We start from the raw sequence: 22,920 nt of genomic DNA, 5'->3' as shown, positions 1-22,920 counted from the left end.
AGGAAGCTGGCCTTGTAGTCCGGGGAGCGGCCCATGAAGCCGTAGGTCATCCGGGCCCACTCGGCGATCGCGGTCTGGTCGGCCTTGAGGTCCTCGACCGAGTGCGGGGTGCGGAAGAACGGGTGGGTGAGCCCGGCGCTGCGGGTGTCGGTGGGGACGGTCAGCTTGTCCTGCTTGTCCGGGTCGTGCAGGGCGTCGTAGAGCCGGGCGGTCATCCGGACCGCGTTGCGGAACGCGGGGTGGGTGGTGACGTCGTCGACCTTCTCGCCGTGGAGGTAGACCTCGCGGCCGTCGCGCAGGCTCTCGACGTACTCCTCACCGGTCATCGGCCGCGACACGCGGCCGTCCTCACCGGTGGGAGTGGGCACGGAATCCTGTTGCAGGGTCATCGTCGACTCCTTCGTCTGTCGAACTCGCCGGGGGCGGGTCAGGCGGTGCGGGCGGACCGGGACGGGAAGAACGAGACGCCACCGGGCCCGTCGGCCGAGTCGTCCCAGAACAGCGGGTTGTGGTCGTCGCCCAGGTGGTGGAACTGCCCCGAGTGGAACAGCAGCGGCCGGCCGGGGTGGATGTGGAACTGCTGGACCTCGCCCAGGAACAGGACGTGGTCACCGCCGTCGTAGGACCGCCACGGCGTGCAGGAGATGTGCGCGAGGGTGCCGTCCAGCCGTGGGGCGCCGCAGTCGCTGTCGGCGGCCCAGCGGACCTCCTGGTTCGGTCGGCCCGCGAAGTGCAGGGCCAGCTCCTTCTGCGCGGACTCGAGCACGTTGACCGTGAACGGCCGCGACTCGGCCAGCCCGCAGAGCCGCGAGCGCCGGTCGAGCGAGACCAGCACCAGCGGCGGGTCCAGCGACACCGCCGTGAACGCGTTGACCGTGGCCCCGTGCGGCGCGCCGTCCTCGCCGCGACACGTGATCACGGTGACGCCGGTGGCGAAGTGCCCCAGGCACTGCCGGAGCTCTTTCGGGTCGATCGCCATTGATTCCACCTCCGTGCACGCTGTGCGTACATCTTGCACGCTTGCCGTGCATGCGCCAGAAGAGTGCCGTCGGATGCGGGATCCGTCAACCCCGGAGCCGGAATTCGCGCGGGCCGGTCGCCGACTGCCCGGGTGCGAGACTGTCCGGGTGGACGACGTGGACACCGACGCCGACGCCGGGCCCAAGGACCGGATCCAGAGCATCGAGCGCGGCTTCGCGGTGCTGCTGGCCTTCGACGCCGAGCGGACCAACCCGAGCCTGATCGAGATCGCGAAGGCCACCGGGCTGTCCCGGCCGGCCGTGCGCCGGATCCTGCTGACGCTGCAGCACCTCGGCTACGTCGAACCCACCGGTGGCAGCCACTGGCGCCTGACCCCGCGGGTGCTGACCATCGGCCAGCACTACGCCACCTCGAGCGCGATCGTCGCGGTGTCCGAACCGCACATGGGCCGGCTGGTCGAGGAGACCCACGAGACGGCGTCACTGTCCGCGATGGACGGTCGCGAGGTCGTCTACCTGGCCCGGGTGCCCGCCAAGCGGGTGCTGAACGTGACGGCGGCGGCCGGCACCCGGGTGCCGGCGCACGCGACCTCGATGGGCCGGGTGCTACTGGCCGCCGCCCCGCCGGAGTTCGTCGAGCAGTACCTGGCCGACCCGGGTCTGACCCCGCTGACCCCGCACACGATCACCGACCCCGGCCAGTTCCGGGACGCCCTGGAGAGGGTCCGCCGGCAGGGCTGGGCGCTGGTGTCCGAGGAACGCGAGCGCGGGCTGGTCGCGGTGTCGGCGCCGATCCGCGACCACACCGGACAGGTCGTCGCCGCGCTGTCGTCGTCGAGCTCGACCGGGCGGACCAGCCCGGGCCACATCGAGCGCTACATCGTCCCGGTCCTCACCCGGATCGCGAAGGAGATCAGCAGCGACCTCGGGGGCTGAGCGGATTCACTCCGCCCTGCCCCGGGTCAGAGCCGCTCGTAGATTTCGCGACAGTGGCCGAGCGTGAGCACGAGGACGACCAGGACGTCATCCTGCGGCTCGTACACCACGCGCCAGTCACCGACCTTGAGCCGCCAGGCCCCGGCCTCTCCCTTGAGGGGCTTACCCACGGGCGGCGATGGACGCGGTTCCTCGGCGAGCGCACCCACCGCGGCCAGGATGCGGCGAGCCACCGGCGGATCGAGTTTCCGCAGGGCCCTGGTCGCCGGAGCGGACCAGACGATGTTCCATCGGGGAACGTCCGCCACGGGTCAGTGGCGGACGAACTCGGCCAGGAGCGTGGCGTGGTCGACGGTCCCCCCGGGATCCGCCTTGGCCTCGCGAGCCATCCGGGACAGCCCGCGGTCCTCGAGCTCCTCGAGCAGATCGAGGACCTCTGCCGGGACCACCGCGGCCACTCGACGGCCGTAGCTGGTGATCACGGTCGAGACACCGGCATGCTGAGCCCGGCCCACGACCTCGGCGAAGTGGTTGCGCGCCTCGGAGGAGGACATCTCAGCAGTCACGTACTAATCGTACAACTTGAGCAGTCCGTCTGCGCAAGGTTCCGAGGGGCCCCGAGCGGTACGGTCGGCGCCGGCGGCCGTGCTGCGGCCGGACCAGTCGCTGCGGCGCGGTGGCCGCACAGGGGCAGGAGTGCAGATGCCGACGACGGCTCGACCCCCGACCGGCTCGTCGCGGTCGCTGCTCGTGGTGGACGACGACGCGCGGGTCCGCACCGTCGTGAGCTGGCAGCTCGAGGCCGAGGGCTACGTCGTGCGCGAGGCCGCCGACGGCCGGGCGGCCTGGCAGGGCATCACCGAGCATCGCCCCGATCTGGTGGTCCTCGACCTCTCGTTGCCCGGGCTCGGCGGGCTCGACCTGCTCCGGCGGCTGCGCGAGGCCGGCGACCCGCTGCCGGTGGTGGTGCTGTCGGGACGCAGCGGGGAGGGCGACCGGATCAGTGGGCTCGACCTCGGCGCCGACGACTACCTGGTGAAGCCGTTCTCCCCCGGCGAGCTCGCCGCCCGGGTCCGGTCGGTGCTGCGCCGCAGCGGCGGCACCGGGGTGCCCCGGCCCGCCCCGGCCACCGGGCTCCGCGTCGACCCGGCGACCCGTGAGGTGGAGCTCGACGGGCGCCCGGTGCAGCTGACGGCCAAGGAGTTCGACCTGCTCGCCTTCCTCGTCGCGCAGCCCCGGCAGGTGTTCACCCGGGCCCAGCTGCTGGACCAGGTCTGGTCGAGCGCGCCCGGCTGGCAGAGCGAGGCGACCGTGACCGAGCACGTCCACCGGCTGCGGCACAAGCTCGGCCGGGAGCACGTCGCGACCGTGCGCGGCGTCGGCTACCGGTTCGAGCCGTGAGCACCCCGACCGACGAGCTCGGCCTGGACCACGCCGACGTCGTCGCCCTGCTCAGCCGGCAGACCGCCACCCTCGAGGAGATCGCCGCGGGCGCGCCGCTCGGCGGGGTGCTCGGCGGCATCACCACCACCCTGGAGGACCTGCTCCCCGGGTGCCGGTGCTCGGTGCTGCTGCTCGACGCGACGGCGGCGACCCTGCACCACGGCGCCGCGCCCTCGCTGCCGCCCGACTACTCCCGCGGGATCGACGGGCTGGTGATCGGTACCGGCGCCGGGGCCTGCGGCACCGCCGCCCACCTGGGCACGGCGGTCGTCTCCGAGGACATCCGGACCGACCCGCGCTGGGACCGCTACCGCCCGCTCGCGGAGCGGTTCGGGCTGCGGTCGTGCTGGTCCACCCCGATCCGGGGGCGCGACGGGGTCACCGGCACGTTCGCCGTCTACCACGACCGGCCGCACCGCCCGGCCGCGCGCGAGGAACGCCTGGTCGAGCGGCTGTCCCACCTGGCGTCGGTCGCGATCGACCACGACCGCCTGTTCGGGGCGCTCACCGAGAGCGAGGAACGGTTCCGGCGCGCGTTCGAGGACAACGCCGTCGGCATGGTGCTGGCCGGCCTCGACGGGTCGATCACCCGGGCCAACCGGGCGATGCGGGAGCTGCTCGGGCACTCCGAGTTCGACCTGATCGGCACCCGGCTCGACGAGCTGCTCGCGCGCCGCCCGGGTGCCGGTGCCGGGACCGGCGAGCACTACGAGGCGGTCGGCCGGACCGCGGACGGGCGGGTCCTCGACCTCGCCGTGGCCGTGTCCCCGATCCGCGGGGCCGGCGGGCGCCCGCACGCCCTGTCGGTCAACGTCGTGGACGTGACCGAGCGCCGGGCCGCCGAGCGCGAGCGGCGACGGCGCCGGGAGGCCGAGCTCGCCCGGCACGCGGCCGAGGCCGCCAACCGGGCCAAGACCGACTTCCTCTCCGCACTCGGTCACGAGCTGCGCACGCCGCTGCAGGCGATCAGCGGGTTCACCGAGCTGCTCGGCACCCTGGACCTGGACGCGGAGCGGCGCAGCGCCGCGCTCGAGCACATCGCGTCCGCGGGCACGCACATCCTGGCGATGGTCGACGACGTCCTCGACGTCGCGCGGGTGGAGGCCGGGGCCCTGCCGCTGCACACCGGCCCGGTCGAGGTGGCCGGGGTCGTCACCGAGGTGCTGGCGATGCTCGGGCCGCTCGCCACCGCCGAACGGGTCACCCTGCGCACCACCCCGCCCGCCGGCCCCGTCCCGGCCCTGGCCGACGAGCGCCGGCTGCGTCAGGTGCTGCTCAACCTGGTCGCCAACGCCATCCGCTACAACCATCCGGGCGGCGAGGTCGTCGTCGGCTGGACCGTCGGCGCCCGGGTGACGGTCCGGGTGCAGGACACCGGGCCGGGCATCGCCCCGGAGTACCTCGACCGGCTGTTCACCCCGTTCGACCGGCTCGGCGCGGTCTCCGACGAGGGCGTCGGGCTGGGGCTGCCGCTGGCCCGCGGGCTGGCCGAGGCGATGGACGGGGGCCTGGACGTGCGCAGTGCCGTCGGGGAGGGCACCACGGTGAGCCTGGACCTCCCCCGGGCCGGGGGTTCCTAGGAACCGGCCGGGTGCAGCCGCAGCTCCCGCTTGAGGATCTTCCCGGCCGCGTTCTTCGGCAGCTCGGCCACGAGGACCACCTCGCGCGGCTTCTTGAACGGGGCGAGCCGCTCGCGGCAGTGCCGGATCAGCTCGTCGGGCGCGGGATCGCCGTCCGCGACGACGAACGCCCGCACGGACTCGCCCCACTCCGGGTCGGGGACGCCGACGACCGCCGCCTCGCGCACCGCCGGGTGGGTGAGCAGGACCTCCTCCACCTCGCGCGGGTAGACGTTCGACCCGCCGGTGATGACGACGTCCTTGGCCCGGTCGGTCAGGTGCAGGTACCCGGATTCGAGATGGCCGATGTCGCCGGTGTGCAGCCATCCGCCGGCCAGCGTCGCCGCGGTGGCGTCGGCGTCGTCCCAGTAGCCGCGCATGACGACGTCGCCGCGGACGAGGACCTCACCGTCGCCACCGTCGGGGACCGGCTCGCCGTCCGGCCCGGCGATGCGCACCTCGACCCCGGAGAACGGGCGCCCGCACGACCCCGGATGGGCCTGCGCCTCGGACGCGGGCATCACGGTGATCGTCATCGGGGACTCGCCCTGCCCGTACATCTGGATCACGATCGGCCCGAACACCGCGATCGCCGCGCGCAGGTCCTCCTGGTAGAGCGCGGCCCCGCCGACGACGATGCTGCGCAGCTCCGGGAGGCTCCGGCCGCGCGCCTCGTCGACCACGCGCTTGAGCATGGTCGGGGCGAGGAACGCGGCGTGCGTGACCCGGTGCTGCTCCAGCAGCCCCACGAACTCCGCGGCCGAGAACGTCGTCCCGGGCGCGATGACCTGGGTCGCGCCCCGCGCGATCGACGGCAGCAGGTACAGCCCGCTGCCGTGGGTCAGCGGCGCGGCGTGCAGGTAGACGCTGCCGTCGGCGACCTCGTCGAGGTCGTCGTGGTAGGCCCGCGTCATCGCGGCCAGGTTCCGGTGGGTGAGCGTGGCGCCCTTCGGCCGTCCGGTCGTGCCGGAGGTGTAGAACAGCCATGCCGGGTCGTCCGGTGCGGCGTCGGCGGCGGGCACGGGCTCCGGGGCGAGGACGTTCTCGTAGTCGAGTGCGCTGCTGTGGTCGGCTGCGCTGTCCCCGGGGCCGGATCCGTCCGCGCGGGCCACGCGCAGCACGTTGACGCCGGCGGGGAGCCCGCGCGTCGCGGCGACCGTCTCGTCGCTGACCACGACGGCGGCCGCCCCGCTGTGCCCGGCGATGTAGGCGACCTCGTCGGGATGCAGGTGCCAGTTGACCGGGACGGCGACGAACCCGCCGTGGAAGGCCGCCCACAGCGCCTCCACCAGCTCGATGCGGTTGGGCATCAGCAGCAGGACCCGGTCGCCGCGGCCCAGCCCGAGGCGGGTCAGCCCGGCGGCGAGCCGGGCGACCCGGTCACCGAGCTCGGGATAGGTGAGCGTCCGGGACCCCTGGACGAGGGCGGGAGCGGCACCGGCCCGGGCGATCCCCTCGGCGAGCAGGGCGGCGATGTTCACGAGGTCTCCAGCAACGACGACGGGGCAGCCGGTCGGCGGCGCCGGGCGGGGTCGTCCTCCCCCACCCGGCACCGTCCGAACCTACGCGGCCTCGACCTTCGGGAGGATCTCCTCCTTCAGCCGCTTGAGGTCGTCGAGCGTCTTCGAGGCGGGAACGTCCTGGAACGGCGGCCAGATCAGCGGCATCGTCATGCCGGCCTCCTTGTAGGCCTTCAGCCGGTCGGTGATCTGCCCGGCGGTGCCCACCATCAGGTTGGTGACCTTGCCGTTCGGCGTCTGGTCGGTCTCCTCGTCGGTGATGACGGTCCAGAGCATGCTGCAGATGTCGAGGTCGTCGACGGAGCGCCCGCTCCCGAGCTCGTCGAGCTCGCGCTGGATCTCCGAGCGCCACCGCGCGATGTCCTCCGGCGAGTCCTGGATCCCGATCCAGCCGGACAGGTTGTACCGGGCGATCCGCAGCGCCGAGCGCTTCGGGTCCTTGAGCCCGCTGAAGTAGATCGGCGGGCCGGGCTTCTGCACGGGCTTCGCCCCGAACCCGCACTTCTCGAAGTCCGCGAACTCGCCGTGGTACTCGAAGTGCTCGTTCTCCCAGACGCCCTGCATGATCTCGATCGTCTCGCGCACGTGCTTGTGCCGCCGCGGGAAGATGTGCGCGGCGCTCGCGGCCGCGAACTCCTCGGGCATCCAGCCGGAGCCGACGCCGACGTTGAGCCGCCCGTTGCACAGGTGGTCGATGGTCGCCATCTCCGCGGCGAGGACACCCGGCGAGCGGAACGGGGTGTCGATGATGCTCATGCCGATCCGGACCTTCGACGTCTTCGCCGCCAGCCACGGGATCAGCGGCATGCCCTGCAGCCACTCGCCCCGCGACGATACCGGCAGGGCCTTGGGGAGCCCCTCCATCATGCCGAAGGAGTGCTGCAGCTCCTCGCGGTCGGAGGCCTCGGGGACGACGATGCGGTCGAGCGTCCAGACCGAGTCGAAGTCGAGGTCCTCGGCGAGCGCGGTGAGGTCCTCGAGCTCGGAGACGGTCACCTTGTCCCGGAAGTTCGGCAGGTACAGGGCGATCTTCATGACGACGGCCTCCTCGCCGGGTATCGGAGCGGGTGCTCCTCGCTGCGTCGGATTCTCTGTGGCCCGCATCACCCCCGGAACAACGGGATCTCAACATCGGCTCAACGCACGACAGCGGAGCCGGTCGTGTCCGGCCCTCCGGTCACTCGACCGATTTCCCGCTCCGCATCTTCGCGAGCCGCCTCCAGCGCCTCGTGGTAGCGGGGGAGGTCGTTGCGGGAGAACCGGCTGCTCGGTACCGCGACACCGATGCCGGCCACCGGGCGACCCCACGGGTCGCAGACGCACAAGGCAGCGCCGCTGGCTCCCTGGATCCCTTCTTCGAAGGTCGTCTCAAAACCGTGCTGTCGGACAACTGAGAGCCGCCGCTTCAGCGAACGCAACGAGGAGACGCGCGTGGCCCGCCACGGTGGCAGGCCCGCGACGTGGATGTCGTCGACCCGCCGGTTCGGCAACCGGGCGAGGAGTGCTCGGCCGCTGGCCGTGGCATGGGCTGGGATCGTCGTCCACCGATCGTGTGCGACGGCGTCCGACGTGGACCCGGGCAGGCCCCACAACAGGCGGAGCAGCGGACCGTTGCGGAGCCAGAGATGAACCGTCTCACCGAGCCGGTCGCCGAGGTCGTCCGCGATCGGGACGAGGATCGCCCGCAGCCCGGCCGGAGTCAGCTCGACGTCACGGGGACCAGTCAGCGCAGCACCGGCGTGGTAGCGACGGTCGTGGCCCTGCACCACGAATCCCTCCAGGCGGAGCGTCGCAAGCAGTCGGTGGGCAGTCGCCGCCGTGGTGCCGAGCAAGGCAGCCGCGTCCGCCACCGAAAGCTCCCGTCCCGCGGCCACTGCGGCGACCAGTATCAGCGCACGGTGAACCGACTCCAGCGGCGAATCACTCTGCCGCGGTACTGCGGGCGGAACCGGCTCCCGATGATAGCCGCGGTTCCCGGCCCGACCCGCGAACCCGTCGTGGACCAGTGCCGCCAGCAGCCGGTGCGCCGTAGCCGGCGGTACATCGAGCCGACTGGCAGCAGCCCGGACCGTGAGCTCGCGGCTCTCGGTCAACAGTTGGAGCAGTTCACAGGCCCGGCGCACCGAGAGCAAGAGCTGCCCCGGCACCGGCTGGTCCAGCGCAGGTCGGGGCCTGGGCGCCGGTACCGCTCCCGCCACCGCGGAAATGGAGAACTCGGCGGCGGACTATCGACGACTCAGCTCCATCGGTGGCCCCTCGGTGATGCGGTCGGCCGGAGGCCGTCGGACGCGGCCGTTGGCGGCGCGGAGGTCCGGCGCGCCGCCTCGCACGACGCGCCGGACCCCGGTCAGCTCATTGCTGACCGAAGCGCACGGGTCGCGTCCTCGTCGAGAGTGCCGTTCGCCGTCACCACCACACCATAGTGTTGCCGGGCCGCGGCAGCGGAGACGTAGCCGTACCGAACCTCCTCCGCCACCCGCTCGGCGGGCCGTTGCCGGGGATCGCCGAATCCGCCACCACCTCCGGCGATCTGCCGGTAGACGGTGCCTTCCCCGATCCCGGTGACGAGTTCCTTGTTCCGGGGGACGTGCGAACTCCCGTCCGGGTACAGCAGCTCGATCCGGTTGACCGCGCCGGGCAGGCCCCCGTTGACCCCCTGCGCCGCACCGGACTCGGAGTCACCGTCACCGAAGATGCTCGCCTGGACCCCGCTCGCCAGGAACCGGAGGTCCGAACGGACCCCGAGCCCGCCACGCCAGCGGCCGGCGCCTGCGGAGTCGGTGGCGTACTCGAACGTCTCGACCAGGATCGGAGTCATGATCTCGAGCATCTCCGGGTCCTGGGCGCCCAGAGCGCCACCGGAGGCGATCAGCCCGACGTGGTCGTACCCGTCGGCACCCCAGGTCCCACCGCCCCCACCCTTCGACGCGTTGATCAGGATGTCGACGAACGGCTCCGCGGTGCGGTGGTCCCGGCCGTTCACGATGGAGCAGAGCAGCGGGTTCCAGCCCGCGGTCACCCGCTCCGGCAGTGCCTCGGCGAGCGCCGTCATGATCGCGGTGCACACCTGGTCGGACAGGTGGTTGCCGAACCCGGTCGCCGCCGGGAACCGGGCGTTCAGGAACGATCCCTCCGGGACGTCGATGTCGATGCACCGCATGATCCCGTCGTTGTGCGGGATGTCGATGTCCGCCAACATGAAGAAGGTGATCATGACCGAGGACAGCGTCACGGCGAGCGGGGCGTTGACGTAGCCGGGTGACTGCGGGTCGGTCCCGGTGAAGTCGAAGGCGATCCGTTCGCCGGCCACCGCGATCCGGACGTGCAGAGTCAGGGTCGTGCCCGGGGTGATCCCGTCGTAGTCCACGGTGGCGCTGCCGTGGTACTCGCCGTCGGGGATGCCGCGCACGACCTGCCGGGTCATCGCCTCGGCCGAGTCGAGCATGCTGTCGACGATCGCTCGGAAGGTCTCGACCGAGTAGCGGTCGATCAGCTCCCGCAGCTCCCGCTCACCGACCGTGCAGGCCCCGATCATGGCCTGCACGTCGTCCTCGACCGACGGGAGCCGGACATTGCCGAACACCAGCTCCCAGACGTCCTCCCGGACCCGGCCGCCCTCGATGAGCTTGACCGCAGTGAGCCGCATGGCCTCTTGCCAGATGTCGGTGGCCGCGGGGTTGTAGGACCCAGGCACAGCACCGCCGACGTCGGACTGGTGTGCTGTGATCATCACCCAGGCGACGTGCTCCCCGCCGTGGAAGACCGGACGGATGATCTTCCAGTCGGCTGGCTGGTTGCCACCGGTGAAGGGATCGTTGTGCAGGATGACGTCCCCGTCGAATACCCGACCACGGAACTTCGCGGCGACATGCTGCATCGTCGGAGCGGCCGCGTAGCCGAGGATCGGGATGTACTCGGTCTGCTCGATCAGCCGCCCGTCGGCGTCGTAGATGCCCAGGGAGAAGTCGCGTCCCTCGACCAGCAGCGGGGAGCGGGCGCTGCGTTCCACCACCACACCCATCCGCTCGCCGATCGACTTGATCCGGTTGGCGACGACGGAGACCAGGATCGGGCTCAGCGATGCGCCCCCGGCCTCGTCCGATGCCTGCATGCTCATCGGCCGTCCCCCTCTCCGTCGGCCGCCCGCGGTCGGCCCCCTTGGTGGTCATGACATAGCTGCCCGACGGGTCGGAGACGATGTCGAAGAACTCCGGGACGAAGATCGTCGTCGTGGGCTCCTCGACGAGCGCCGGTCCCTCGACCAGCACTCCGAGCGGCAGGTCGGCGCCCTCGTACACCGGCACCACGACCTTGCGGCCCACCGACCGCAGGTACGCCTCGCGGTGCCCCTTCGGCACCGCTGTCCCTGCACCGTCCGGGTCCTCACCGATGGGCGTCCCGCCGTCCGAGCGGCGGCCGACGGCAGAGACCCGCAGGCTCATCAGCTCGACCTCCTGGTCCGGCTCGGCGAACCCGTAGAGACTGCGGTGCCGGTCGTGGAAGGCTTCGGCCACCCGCAGGGCCCGCTCCGGAGCGGCTGGGTCGAGGTCGGTCGCGTCGATCGTGACGGTGACCTCGTGATGTTGGCCCGGGTAGCGGACATCGGCTGACACGATGTGCTCGCGGTGGTCCTGCGGGACCCCTTCCTGGGCGAGGAGCTTCTCTCCCTCCCCCCGCATCTCGACCACGAGCGCGGCAGCGGCACCGAGGTCGAGCTCGGAGAGCCGGCCGTTGCAGCCGCGTACGAAGTCGTGGCGCAGGTCGGCCATCAGCATCCCGGCAGCACAGAGGACCGAGGAGAGCCGCGGGATCAGCACCGTCGGGATGCCCAGCTCGTGGGCGATCATCCCGGCGTGCACCGGACCTGCACCGCCCGCGACGACCATCGGGAACGAGCGGGGGTCGTGACCGCGCTCGACGGAGACGTTCTTCGTGCCGGCCGCCATCTGCAGGTTGACCAGCTCGTAGATCCCGGCGGCGGCCTCGACGACGTCCAGCCCGAGTGGCTCGGCCACGGTGCGCACGGCCGCCTCGGCGAGGTCGGGGTGCAGGCGCTGCCGCCCACCGAGGAAGTAGTCCGGATCGAGGTAGCCGAGTACCAGATCTGCATCCGACACGGTGGGTTCGGTCCCGCCGCGGCCGTACGCCGCTGGGCCGGGGACCGCGCCGGCACTGCGCGGCCCCACCTGGAGCAGGCCGCCCTCGTCGATCCGGGCGATCGACCCGCCGCCCGAACCGATCGTGTGCACGTGTGTGGTGGGCAGGGCGATCACCTGGCGGTTGATCTCTCCCTCCCGGCTGACCTGCACCCCGCCGTTCAGCACGAGGGAGGCGTCGTAGCTGGTGCCGCCCATGTCGACGACCGTGCAGTCCCGTCGGCCGATGCGCCGGATGAAGTCGAGCGCGGCGACCGGACCGGCCGCCGGACCGGACAGGGTGATCGTCGCGGGCAGATGTGCGACGGTCTCGGGCCGGGTGATACCGCCGTTGGACTGCATCACCATCAGGGTGCCGGTGAACCCGCGCCCGGCGAGCCGGCCGACGATCTCGGACATGTAGCGCTGCACGACGGGGCCGAGGTAGGCGTTCATCACGGTCGTGCTGACCCGCGGGTACAGCCGGATCTGGGGCAGTACCTCCGAAGAGAGCGAGAGGAACGCCCCCGGCGCCCGGGCCTGTATCACCTCCCGGGCGCGCAGCTCGTGTTCCGGGTTGGCATAGGAGTGCGCGAAGCAGACGGCGATCGCCTCGACCCCGCTGTCGACCAGGCCGGACACGGCGCTGCGCAACGACTCCTCGTCGAGTTCCTGGTGGATCTCGCCGGCCGCGGTCATGCGCTCCTGCACCACGACCCGACGGTCCCGCGGGACGAGGGGGTCGGGCGCAACGTACTTGTTATCGTAGAGGTGCTGGCGGCTGCGGATTCCCCGTCGCATCTCGAGGATGTCCCGCAGTCCTGCCGTGGTCACCAGACCGGTGCGCGCACCGCTGCCGGTGAGCACCGCGTTGGTGGCGACCGTCGTCCCGTGCACGATCAGGTGCACCGATGCCAGGAACTCGGTCTCACCCATCCCCTCGGCCTCGGCGAGCTCGGACAGCCCGGTGAGGACACCGGCCGCCGGATCGGACGGGACCGAGGGAGTCTTGTGCTGCCGCCGGTGTCCGGTGTCGTCGGTGAGCAGGAAGTCGGTGAAGGTGCCGCCGACGTCGACACCGATGGAGTACCCCATCTCAGCGCCCCCGCTCGATCGGGAAGACCTGCTGCGGCTGCGTGGAACCACGCTCGGCGGGGCCGTCCGGTGTGACGATGAAGGTGTCGGCAACGCTCGCACCGACCTCGTGCGCCGCGTCGACCAGGTTGGGGTGCAGGGCGAGGACCATGCCCGGTGTCAGCGGGGTCTCGTCGGTCGTACCGAGCACCGGCAGGTCGTGGTCGACGCCGACGCCGTGCCCGTGCCAGATACCGAAGTCCACGCCCAGGCCCGCGACCTGCTTCTCCACGGCGCGGGCCACGTCGGCCGCGGTAGACCCTGCCACCAGTGTCTCGGCCGCGGCGTCGTGCCCGTTCAGGCAGGCCTCGGCGACCGTGCGCCGGCGGTCCCCGATGTCGCCGATCGAGAACAGGCTCGCCTTCTCGACCCAGAAACCGTTCGGGCCGGAGATCTCCACGTACACGGACACGAGGTCACCCTCGCGCAACGGCTCGTCACGCGGCGGGTCGTTGAAGTACTGGCCGCTACTGATCATCACAAGGACCTCGCGGGCTCCACGGCTGCGCACGGCGCGCTGCATCTCGCCCCAGAGCTCCCAGCCGGTGACCCCGACCCCGGCGTGCTCACGGAAGGCGTCGATGCCTGCGTCCGCGATGGCACACGAGCGCCGGACCTCCTCGAGCTCCTGGGCCGACTTGACCGCCTTGATCTCGTTGAGCAGGCCGGTCGCGTCGCCCAGCTCGGCTTCCGGCAGCAGCGAACGGAGTTCCTCGTGATCGCCGGCCGACACGATGTGTCCCAGCCCGACCACACCGACCCGCCCCCGGTCGAGCCGGTGCCCGGTCAACACACCGGTGACGGCCGCGGGCAGGCTGTCCTGGCCGCCCACGACGTCGCCGGTGCCGGCGACCCGGATGTCGTCCAGACCGGTGGCCTGCTGTGCGTACCACGCGTCGGAGGCCGTGGACATGACCAAGACGGGCGCTCCGTCCTGGCGCACGACGGCGTACGCGAGCCGGACGAGGGGGTTGAAGCCGGTGACGTACTCGAAGTACCCGTACTGGGTGAGTAGTCCGCGCCCGGCCACGACGAGTGCGTCGTAGCCCTGGTCGAGCATGGCGGCCTGGACGGCGTCGAGACGCTCGGCCTGAAGTCGGCTCTTCGCCGCACTCCGACCGGAGGTGAGGATTCCGCGATCCATGTTTCTCCTTCCGCTCCCGGCGGTGCGCACCCGGCCCTCCGAGTGGGGCCAGGCGCGCGGGGCGGCCGGGACATGGACGCTACGACCGCCATACCAGAGCAAACAGCGCTCTCGTCGACATTCCGCAGGGCGAGACACCTGAGCGCCGTGGCCGCGACGCTCCGGTCACCCCGCTTCGTGCAGGCTCCGCACCGGTGCCCTCTCGGAGTCCCTGTCGAAGGCGCTGCCGGTCCGGACGGGCCGGCTCCGGCGGGCCCGCTCGATGATCTCCTGCCCGACAGCGGCATAGGCCGACGGATTGAGCGGACGCAGCCACTCGGCGAAACGCTCACGCCGGGACACACCGGCCCCGAGGTCGGCGAGGAGCTCGTCGATGTTGTGGATCGAGAACGGCACGATGTTGGTGCCGCGGGCGTGCCGGCCCTCGGTGCGCTCGTCCATCCACGCCAGCTTCTCGGCCGTCACCGCCCGCCGCTGCTCCTCGGTGGGGAGCGTGAGGCCCCCGGTGAGGTGCGCACCGATCCACCAGGCGGCGATCTCGGCGCTGAGCGGGCTGAAGAACGATGAGTTGTATCCGCAGAAGGTCAGCGCGGGGACGTCGTGCGGGAGGATCTGGCTGTAGAGCGCGAAGTTCCCGTGCTCGTCGGTGATCCGGTTCTGCAGCTCCGTGCTCAGGAACGGGATCGCCTGGTGCCAGCCGGTGCCGCAGACCACGACGTCGGCGGGCAGCACCGTCCCGTCGGCCAGCTCGGCGGACGGGCGGCCGTCGCGGGCGAGCAGCCGGACGATCCGGGTGTCGCGGTGCAGGCCGATCGTGCCGTCGGCGACCCCGGTGTAGAGCCGATCGGTCGCCAGGCTGACCGTGCTCCGCGCGATCCGCTCCAGCGGACCGTTCGGGACCAGCCCGAGCTCACGCAGCCGCAGTTGACGTGTGATCAGCGCCTGGATGCTCGCGAGCATCGCGTTGCGGACCGGCCTGCCGGGTCCGTGCAGTACCTTCTCGAACCCGACCGGGCGGAGGTAGCGGAACAGACCCTCGCCCAGCCGGGTCAGCAGCAGGTACTTGTAGTTGAGGAACCCGCCGAGCCTGCGCGGGATCTTCCACAGCAGCTGGCGGGCGACCAGGTCGACCGAGGCGGCGTCGTCGCTGAACACCGCGGCGGCATCGCACGCGGACTTGCCGTACCCGACCACCACAACGTGCTTGCCGGCGACCTGCTCGAGGTCGTCGACATCGGACACGCTGCAGAGCCGGCCGCCGGCGTCGGCGAACTCTTCGGCACCGGGATAGTCCGGGATGGACGGGATGGAGAAGATTCCGTTGCCGACGACCAGGTGGTCGACCTCGACATCGTCGAGGTCGGCGCCGGTCGCCTCGTCGCGCAGCTGCAGCGTCCAGCCGGGCCGCTGCTCGTCGAGGTCGGCATGCACGACCCGGGTTCCGAGCCGTACCACCTCCCACAACGCGAATCGGTCGGCGTAGCTCTCCAGGTACTGCTGTACCTGTGCCCCGGTAGGCCACTCGGGATAGTGCGCGGGCATCGGATGGTCCGACAGCGCATAACTGTGCTTGCCGTTCTGCGTCGTCAGCCCGGGATAACGCCGGGTCCTGCTCCAGACACCACCCACGTCGGGGGAGGCATCGAACACGACGACGTCGAATCCCATGGCACGGAGCACCTTGGCCGAGCTGAGGCCGGCGAAGCCGGCACCGATCACTCCGACACGAACCGGTCGGGACATGGCGAGGTCACCTCTTCTGGGTGGGACTGGGGCACGCGATCCGTACAGGTCGGCGCGCACGGCGGAAGGCGCCGGCGAGCGGAGGGGGGGCCGGCGCTGCGTGGAGGTGGGCCGGGGTACCGGACGTAGGGAGCTCGCCCGGTACCCCGGCGTTCACTCGGCGAGCTTCGGAATGAGGACCTCGGTCCGTTCCGGCCCGAGTGCGGAATATCCTCCGTCGACGGCCAGGTCGGCACCGGTGACGAACGAGGCCGCCGGTGAGGCGAGGAACAGGACGGCCGCGGCGACCTCCTCGGGGTCACCGACCCGCCCGGCCAGGTGCAGCGGACCGGCGACCCGATCGGTCTTGGCCCGATCTCCGCCGGAGAGCTGGTCCATCACTGCGGACCAGGTCCACCCGGGCCGCACCGAGTTGACCCGGATCCCCTCCGGTGCCAGGTCCAGCGCCATGGTCCGGGTCAGCTGCGCCACCGCGGCCTTGCCCGCGGGGTAGAGCCAGCGGTCGGGCTGGGCGACCTGCCCGGAGATCGACGTGAAGACGACCACCGAGCCGTGCGGCGAGGCAGCCAGCGGCTCCAGGAACGCAGTGGTCACCAGGGCGATGCTCGCGACGTTGACGTCCAGGCTGGTCCGCCACTGCTCCCGGGTCGAGGCGCGGCCGTCGTCGACGTAGGAACACGCGATGTGCACGAGCGTGTCGATCCTGCCGTGCCGGGTGAGGATCTCGCGGCGGGCGCTCGCGACTGCCTGGTCGTCGGTGATGTCGGTCGGGTGGAAGCTGACCTCGTCGCCGTAGCCGTCCGCGATCGTGGCGCCGCGCTCGCTGTCGATGTCCAGCACGGCCACCCGTGCGCCCGCGTCGACGAACGCCCGGACGGTGGCCTCGCCGATGATCGTCGCACCGCCGGTGACCACCGCGGTGGACCCGGCCAGGGCGGCAGCCCCGTGTGGTGCGGACACCGGAGTCACCGGCCCACCAGTTCGCCGGTCAGCGAGAGCCGGTCGGCGAGCTCGTGCGCGCGGGCTCGCAGGTACAGCACGAACGAACCGTGCGAGTCGACGACCACGTCGTAGTCGTCGAGCACGACGACGCTGGTCGTCCCGAGCTCGATGACCGCCGGCCCGGACAGGCGCGCGCCGGGCGCCATCCGGTGGCCGTCGAGGACCCGGCCGGGCACCATCCTGCGCTGCGCAGGCGACCAGATCGGGCGTTCACCGATCTGCGGATCGTCGTCGAGGTCGGCACCGAGCTCAGCGAGATCGAGTGCCGGCCGGGGCGTGGCACCGACGGCGGTCAGCCGGACGTTGAGGATCTCCACGGGTTGATCCGCGGTGCTGTACCCGAACAGGGTGTCGTGCTGGGCGTGGAACAGCTCCGCCAGCCGGCCCCGATCGGGCCCGTCGACCGCGGACTCCCCCACCGGCACGTTGATCTCGAACCACTGGCCGGCGTAGCGCATGTCCAGCGACGGCTCGAACGAGATCGCGGAGTCACCGATGCCCTCCCCGCGCAGTGTCTCCCGACCGGCACCGGCCATCTCTCGCCAGATCCGGCCGAGCTGGTCCAGGTCGACCTCGCCGAGGGTGGTACTGACGCTCTGCACGTAGTCGTGCTTGAAGTCACACACCAGCATCCCGGAGGCGCAGAAGATCGAGGACTGCCGGGGGGTCACCAGGACCGGGATCTCCAGCTCGCTCGCGATCGCGGCGGCGTGCACCGGGCCCGCGCCACCCGCGACCACGATCGGGAAGTCCCGCGGGTCCAGGCCGCGCCGCACGGTGATCGCCTGCACGCCGGCGGCCATGCTGACGTTCACCAGGTCGTAGACGCCCGCCGCCGCGGTGGTGACGTCGAGCCCCAGCGGGTGGGCGACGTCGCGTTCCATGGCGGCGTGCGACGCCGCGGCATCGAGGGGGACGCCACCGGCCATGAACGACGAGGCGTCGATGTAGCCGAGGAGCACGTCGGCATCGGTGACCGTGGCTCGGTCTCCGCCCCGGCCGTAGCAGGCCGGCCCGGGTACCGCGCCCGCGCTCTCCGGGCCGACCCGCAGGATCCCGCCGTCGTCGACCCGGGCGATGCTGCCGCCCCCGGCGCCGATGGTGTGGATGTCGACCATCGGCAGCGCGATCCGCCAGCGGTCGATCGTGCCGTCGGTCATGACCAGCGGCTGTCCGTCATTGACGACGGCGGCGTCGAAACTGGTTCCACCCATGTCCACGGTCAGGCAGCGGTCCCAGCCGTGCAGCTCGACCTCCAACAACCCGGCCGTGGGGCCGGACGCCGGCCCGGACAGCAGCGACAGCGCCGCCCGCCGGGCCAGTTCGGTGGGAGTGGCGACCCCGCCGTTCGACTGCATCAGCAGCAGGATGCCGCCGAAGCCCGCCTCGGCGAGCGTGTCGGTGAGCCCGGTCAGGTATCGACGGATGATCGGGCCTGCATAGGAGTTGAGCACCGCGGTGGAGGTGCGATCGTAGTAGCGCACCTGCGGGAGCAGCTCGCTGGACCGGGTCAGGTAGACCTCGGGCAGCACCTCGGCCAGAGCTGCGGCCGCAGCGTCCTCGTGGTCGGGGTTGGCGTGCGAGTGCATGAAACTGATCGTCACTGCCTCCACCCCGGCCTCGCGGAAGGTCTCGGCAGCCGACCGCACGGCATCGAGGTCGACCTCGGTGACCACCTGGCCCCCGTGGTCGACCCGACCGGGCACCGGAAGCCGCAGGTGCCGGGGCACCAGCGGTTCGGGAGCGGTCAGTCGGTTGTCGTAGGCAGCCTCGCGGGTCCCGTCGCGCATCGGCAGCACATCACGGAACCCCTCGGTCGTCAGCAGGCCCGTGGTCGCACCGCGCCGGGTGAGCAGCGCGTTCGTGGTGACCGTGGTGCCGTGCACGATCGTGTGCGTCTCGGCCAGCAGATCCTGGACCGACTGTCCACGCAGGTCGGCGATCTCGCGCAGGCCCTGTACGACGGCCCGCGAGGGGTCCGAGGGGACCGAGCTGGTCTTGTGCACCAGGTGGCTGCCGTCGGGCGCCACGACGAGGAAGTCGGTGAACGTCCCGCCGACATCGATCCCGATCCGCAACCCGGTCGTCCCGGTCTTCTCACTCATCGGTGGATTCCTCCGCTCGCACTCCGCAGGGCGGAGGTGGTCTGCTCGTCGACGCTCCAGGACCCGTCCGGACCGATGGTGACGGCGACGCCGTAGTCATTGCGGGCACGCTCCGGACTCACCAGGCCGTTCCGCATCTCGCGGAGGACGACATCTGCCGGACGCCGGTGCGGGTTGCCGTACCCGGCGCCACCACCGCTGGTAGCGCGCACGACGGCCCCCGGCGGCAGCGACACCAGCTCCTTCGAACCCCAGACATGGGTGCTGCCGTCGGGGTGCTCGACGACGATCTCGTTCCGGCCCGCGTCGTGCCCGCCGAACAGGCCTCGGGCCGCCTCGGCGCCCTCGCTGACGACGTCGTCGCCGATCGTGACACCGACCTCGTCGAGGCCGTGGCAGCGCCATGCGGAGCGGGTACCGAGCCCTCCGCGCCACTCGCCTGCACCGGCCGAATCCGGGAGGTACTCGTGGTACTCGAGAAAGTGTGGCGAGGTCATCTCGAACATCTCCGGGTCCGGGGACCGCATCTGACCGGCGGTCCCGGTGAAGCCGAAGGCGTCCCACCCGTCGGTGCCGCGCATGGCACCGGGACCGCTGCGCTGGAACACGGTGAGCGTGACGAACGGAGCATCGGTGCGCGGGTCGGTCCCGTTCAGCGATGTGCAGATGAACTGGTTCCAGCCGGCGGTCACCCGGTCCGGGAGGGCGTCGGCGAGCGCCGTCATGATCGCCTCGAGCACCTCGTCGCACATCTGGTTGCCGAAGATCGTGGCGGCGGGGAACCGCGGGTTCAGCAGCGATCCCTCGCGGAACACCGTGCTCAGTGGCGCGAACAGGCCCTGGTTGGTCGGGATGACCACACCGCCGGCGGCGATGAGCATCAGGAAGGCGATCCGCACGGCCCCCTTCGCCGAGGCGGGCGGCATGTTCGCGATGCCGGGTGACTGGTCGTCGGTGGCGGTGAAGTCGAAGGTGATCTCGTCGCCCTCGATCCGCACCTCGCAGGCGATCCGGTAGCGGGCGCCGGCATCGACGCCGTCGGAGACCATCCAGCTCTCGCCGTGGTAGACGCCGTCGGGCCAGCGCGCGACCTCGGCGCGGACCTGCTGCTCGGACGCGTCGAGCACGTAGTCCATGTGCTCGGTGAACCGCGGTGCTCCGTACCGGTCCAGTACCTGCAGCAGCCGACGCTTGCCGACCGTGCAGGCGCCGACCATCGACTGGATGTCCTGCATGACGAAGTCGATGCGGATGTTGGCGCCGACGAGGTCCCAGACGTCCTTCCGGAGCTCGCCCCCGGAGTAGATCTTGACCGGTGTGATCCGCAGGGCCTCCTGCCAGATCTCCCTGGCCTGTGGGTTGTAGCCGCCGAGGGTCATACCGCCGATGTCGGCCATGTGCCCCTTGGCCGCGGCCCAGGCGACCAACTCACCCTCGTGGAAGATCGGCAGATACACGCCGGTGTCGGCGTTCTGGTTGCCACCGGTGAACACATCGTTGTGCAGGATGACGTCACCGTCGGCGATGTCGTCGCCGAAGTAGTCGATGATGTACTCGAGCGGTGGCTGCGCCCCGAACGCGATGATGGCCGCGAACTCCGCCTGGGCCAGAGCTCGCCCCTTCGCATCGAACAGCACCGTCACCAGGTCACCGATCTCGTTGAAGATCGGTGACCGGGACGATCGCATCAACATCGTCGCCATCTCCTTGGCGATGGCGTCCACACGACGCTGCAGCACCGAGGCGAGGATCGGATCGACGGTCTGTGGTGTCGTTGCCATGTCAGGCCCCCGCCGGGATCCGGTAGAGCTGGACCGGATGCTCGGAAAGTGTCCGGCAACCCGAGTCGGTGACGACGTGGGTGTCGGCCATGTAGCCCATGGCCGCGGTGTCGGCCTCCCAGAGCATCGGGTGCAGCGCCAAAACCATCCCGGAGTCGAGCGTGGACACCGCGCCGGCGGAGCTGTCGTCCTGGACGACGTCGAGCCCGATCCAGGGCTCCTCCAGCACGTCCTGCCCCAGCCCGTGTCCGGACCAGTAGGAGGACTTCACGCCCTCGGCCTCCACGGCCGCGATGACCTGCTTCTGGACGTCACCGGTGCCGATGCCCGGAGTGATCGCCGAGGCGGCGGCCGCCATCCCGGCCCCGACCGCGCGGGCGATCCGCTCGACCGGTTCGGCGGGCGGCGCGAAGGTCACCATCCGGGACAGCTCGACCCAGTAGCCGGCCGGGCCGACCACCTCGTAGGAGAAGGTGAACACATCGTGCGCTCGCAGTACGCGGTCGCGCGGCGCGCCGAACGTCGGGCACGGCCCGGTGGGCTCGTCGTCGGCGAACATCGTCAGGAACAGCGGGTCCTCGCCGCCGAGGCGGGCGGCCGTGGCGTACATCTCGGCCGCCACCTCCCGCTCGGTGACGCCGGGCCGGGCCACCTCCAGCAACCGTTCGAAGCAGCGGTCTGTGATGTAGGCGGACTCCTCGGCGCCGCGCAGCTCCTCGGCGCTCTTCACCGCACGGACGCGCTCGAACATCGGAGAGGCATCGACGATCTCGGCATCCGGGAATGCTCCCGCGATCCGCAGGTAGTCCTCGACCTTCATGATCTGTCCGAGGCCGACGACGCCGATCCGGCCGGCCCGCGGCCCGCTCTCGAGCACCTCGACCAGGCCTGCTCCCAGGTCGTGCGGGTAGCGGTAGTCACCGACCCAGCCCGTCCGGGGGCGGCGCCCGCCGGTCAGGTTCTGCGGCAGCACCATGATCGGCTCGGCGCCGGCGAAGACGACGCTGTAGCCGTAACGGTGCGCGAGGTTGTAGTCCGCGACATAGCGCAGAGTCCCCTTGTGGCCGCGGTAGTCGGCGCCGGCGATCACCAGCGCCTCCAGACCTTCCTCGGCCATCGCGGCCTGCAGCCGACTCCAACGCCGGTCGCGTTCGCTCAACGAGCCACTCATCCGCTTCTCCTTCCGGTGTGAGGTCGTTCACCCCGCACCGGAAGCTAATGAGGTGCGCGGGTGCTGCGGCAGCACTCCGAGGGAGGTAGCAGCGTCATCCCTCGTGCGAGGGAGGTGGCACCGGAGCATCGAGAACCACCCTGGTCAGGGCGACCCGGGAGTTGATGCGCAGCTTGCGGTAGATCGCTTTGAGGTGCTGCTTGACGGTGTGGCGGCTCAGGAACACCCGCGCCGCGATCTGGTCGTCCTGCAGGCCGAGTGCCACGAGCCGGGCCACCTCCTGCTCGCGCGGAGACAGCAGCGCGGCCAGCGACGGCGGTAGCGCCGCGGTCGCGGAGGCGACCTCGTGCAGGCGCAGCACGGTGATCGAGGTGCGGGAACCGGGCGGTCCGGGGACTTCGCGCACCGACAGCGACCATCCGGACTCGGACATCGTCGTCCATCGGCCGTCGCCACCGGGGGCCGCGGCCGCGGCCATGGTGTCCTCCAGCCAGACCTCGGGGTCGGCCGGCGCGACCGTCTCGAGCAGCCGCCGGGCCGACTCGTTGAGCCGGCGGCGACCGGACGCGAGGTCGGTGATGACGAGCGCGTCGGACGCCACGTCCAGCGCAGCGTATGCGTGGTCGCGCTCGCGCTGCAGCTCACCGCGCTCGTTCAGCGCGGACACGGCCGAGCCCACCACCCGGCCGAGCGCCGAGACTACGGCGAGGGTGGCGGGCTCGGCGAACCGGGCCGGGTCCCGGTCGCCGAAGTTCAGCGTGCCGACCGCCCGCGCACCGGCGGTCACCGGTGCCTCGAGCACCATCCGCATCCGGTGCAACGCGAGGACCTGTTTGTAGAAGTCGAGCTGCTGCCAGTCGTCATCGGGCATCAGGTGGGCGCTGTGGACGGCCCGCCCGGTCGACAGGGCCCGGTCGAGTACCGGGTCGTGGTCCCGGCCGGCGTCCTCGTAACGGGCGAGGAAGACGTCGCTGACCCCGGCAGTAATGCGGGCCCCGGACCGGCTGTGCACCGTCGGAAACAGGTAGATGCCCAGCGAGCGGGCGGGCAGCGCCGCAGCGACGATCTCGAGGTAGCGCTCCATCACCTCCTCGAGCGTGGAGGCGCCACACAGGGTGTCGGTGGTCGTGAGGATCAACTCTGCGACGTCGTCGTGTGCTGCCGGCTCCGCCATGGTCCTCCTCTCCTTCGAGGGGCGCAGAGCGTG

At 71.4% G+C, this 22,920-nt stretch carries 18 protein-coding genes and 1 pseudogene; 3 read left to right on the top strand and 16 right to left on the bottom strand.

The features are described 5' to 3' along the window. Both BM093_RS27205 and BM093_RS27200 read right to left on the bottom strand, forming a co-directional pair. On the bottom strand, positions 1 to 389 hold a 389-nt coding region (locus tag BM093_RS27205; RefSeq protein ID WP_281248740.1), incomplete at its 3' end, for a 4-hydroxyphenylacetate 3-hydroxylase N-terminal domain-containing protein. A gap of 38 nt (positions 390 to 427) precedes the next feature. Beyond that, a complete protein-coding gene (locus BM093_RS27200) occupies positions 428 to 979 on the bottom strand; it encodes a flavin reductase family protein (RefSeq protein WP_093352295.1) in 552 nt (183 codons plus the stop codon). Positions 980 to 1,127: 148 nt separating this feature from the next. Here BM093_RS27200 and BM093_RS27195 point away from each other — a divergent pair, with 148 nt between their 5' ends. Then, positions 1,128 to 1,916 carry an IclR family transcriptional regulator domain-containing protein gene (locus tag BM093_RS27195; protein ID WP_245773833.1) on the top strand — a complete coding sequence of 263 codons (789 nt, stop codon included), beginning with the start codon at positions 1,128 to 1,130 and terminating at the stop codon, positions 1,914 to 1,916. Between the two features lie 26 nt (positions 1,917 to 1,942). Here the strand turns inward: BM093_RS27195 and BM093_RS27190 are convergent, their stop codons facing one another. Together BM093_RS27190 and BM093_RS27185 are read right to left on the bottom strand one after the other, a co-directional pair. Then, entirely contained in the window at positions 1,943 to 2,224 is a 282-nt protein-coding gene (locus BM093_RS27190; protein ID WP_093352285.1) for a type II toxin-antitoxin system RelE family toxin, read from the bottom strand. 3 nt (positions 2,225 to 2,227) lie between these two features. Then, positions 2,228 to 2,482 carry a type II toxin-antitoxin system prevent-host-death family antitoxin gene (locus BM093_RS27185; protein ID WP_143105542.1) on the bottom strand — a complete coding sequence of 85 codons (255 nt, stop codon included), beginning with the start codon at positions 2,480 to 2,482 and terminating at the stop codon, positions 2,228 to 2,230. Between the two features lie 136 nt (positions 2,483 to 2,618). Between BM093_RS27185 and BM093_RS27180 the strand changes: the two genes are divergently transcribed. Both BM093_RS27180 and BM093_RS27175 read left to right on the top strand, forming a co-directional pair. Further along, positions 2,619 to 3,317, top strand: a complete 699-nt coding sequence (locus BM093_RS27180; RefSeq protein WP_093352275.1) for a response regulator transcription factor — start codon at positions 2,619 to 2,621, stop codon at positions 3,315 to 3,317. Beyond that, positions 3,314 to 4,939 carry a GAF domain-containing sensor histidine kinase gene (locus tag BM093_RS27175; RefSeq protein WP_093352270.1) on the top strand — a complete coding sequence of 542 codons (1,626 nt, stop codon included), beginning with the start codon at positions 3,314 to 3,316 and terminating at the stop codon, positions 4,937 to 4,939. Before BM093_RS27180 ends, BM093_RS27175 begins: the two co-directional genes overlap by 4 nt. Here the strand turns inward: BM093_RS27175 and BM093_RS27170 are convergent. The 12 genes and pseudogenes from BM093_RS27170 to BM093_RS27115 form a co-directional block, all read right to left on the bottom strand. Continuing rightward, a complete protein-coding gene (locus BM093_RS27170) occupies positions 4,936 to 6,459 on the bottom strand; it encodes a class I adenylate-forming enzyme family protein (RefSeq protein WP_093352264.1) in 1,524 nt (507 codons plus the stop codon). The genes BM093_RS27175 and BM093_RS27170 overlap by 4 nt on opposite strands. A gap of 81 nt (positions 6,460 to 6,540) precedes the next feature. Further along, the gene (locus tag BM093_RS27165) at positions 6,541 to 7,533 is read right to left on the bottom strand and encodes an LLM class flavin-dependent oxidoreductase (protein ID WP_093352259.1); all 993 of its coding nucleotides are present in this window, start codon (positions 7,531 to 7,533) and stop codon (positions 6,541 to 6,543) included. Positions 7,534 to 7,634: 101 nt separating this feature from the next. Then, positions 7,635 to 8,645, bottom strand: a complete 1,011-nt coding sequence (locus BM093_RS27160; RefSeq protein ID WP_143105541.1) for an IclR family transcriptional regulator — start codon at positions 8,643 to 8,645, stop codon at positions 7,635 to 7,637. A 200-nt stretch (positions 8,646 to 8,845) separates the two neighbouring features. Beyond that, positions 8,846 to 10,519, bottom strand: a complete 1,674-nt coding sequence (locus BM093_RS37575; RefSeq protein ID WP_245773832.1) for a hydantoinase B/oxoprolinase family protein — start codon at positions 10,517 to 10,519, stop codon at positions 8,846 to 8,848. Between the two features lie 178 nt (positions 10,520 to 10,697). After that, positions 10,698 to 12,728 (bottom strand): annotated as a pseudogene (locus BM093_RS27150) (hydantoinase/oxoprolinase family protein); the annotation flags it as partial. A 1-nt stretch (position 12,729) separates the two neighbouring features. Next, complete coding sequence (locus BM093_RS27145) at positions 12,730 to 13,911, bottom strand: M24 family metallopeptidase (protein WP_093352244.1); 1,182 nt, start codon at positions 13,909 to 13,911, stop codon at positions 12,730 to 12,732. Between the two features lie 165 nt (positions 13,912 to 14,076). Next, a complete protein-coding gene (locus tag BM093_RS27140; protein WP_093352240.1) occupies positions 14,077 to 15,654 on the bottom strand; it encodes a flavin-containing monooxygenase in 1,578 nt (525 codons plus the stop codon). A 153-nt stretch (positions 15,655 to 15,807) separates the two neighbouring features. Next, a complete protein-coding gene (locus BM093_RS27135) occupies positions 15,808 to 16,614 on the bottom strand; it encodes an SDR family oxidoreductase (protein WP_093352319.1) in 807 nt (268 codons plus the stop codon). 5 nt (positions 16,615 to 16,619) lie between these two features. Beyond that, positions 16,620 to 18,761 (bottom strand): hydantoinase/oxoprolinase family protein, encoded by a 2,142-nt coding sequence (locus BM093_RS27130; RefSeq protein WP_093352235.1) that lies wholly within the window; start codon positions 18,759 to 18,761, stop codon positions 16,620 to 16,622. Then, the gene (locus BM093_RS27125; protein ID WP_093352232.1) at positions 18,758 to 20,542 is read right to left on the bottom strand and encodes a hydantoinase B/oxoprolinase family protein; all 1,785 of its coding nucleotides are present in this window, start codon (positions 20,540 to 20,542) and stop codon (positions 18,758 to 18,760) included. The genes BM093_RS27130 and BM093_RS27125 overlap by 4 nt, the downstream gene beginning before the upstream one ends. A 1-nt stretch (position 20,543) precedes the next feature. Next, positions 20,544 to 21,713, bottom strand: coding sequence for a M24 family metallopeptidase (locus tag BM093_RS27120; protein ID WP_093352228.1), 1,170 nt, complete (start codon positions 21,711 to 21,713; stop codon positions 20,544 to 20,546). 94 nt (positions 21,714 to 21,807) lie between these two features. Then, entirely contained in the window at positions 21,808 to 22,887 is a 1,080-nt protein-coding gene (locus tag BM093_RS27115) for a LuxR C-terminal-related transcriptional regulator (RefSeq protein ID WP_093352221.1), read from the bottom strand. Between the last annotated feature and the right edge of the window lie 33 nt (positions 22,888 to 22,920).

Source organism: Pseudonocardia ammonioxydans (assembly GCF_900115005.1).
In the GTDB taxonomy this organism is placed as follows: domain Bacteria; phylum Actinomycetota; class Actinomycetes; order Mycobacteriales; family Pseudonocardiaceae; genus Pseudonocardia; species Pseudonocardia ammonioxydans.
This window is presented reverse-complemented; position numbering and strand designations above follow the sequence as displayed.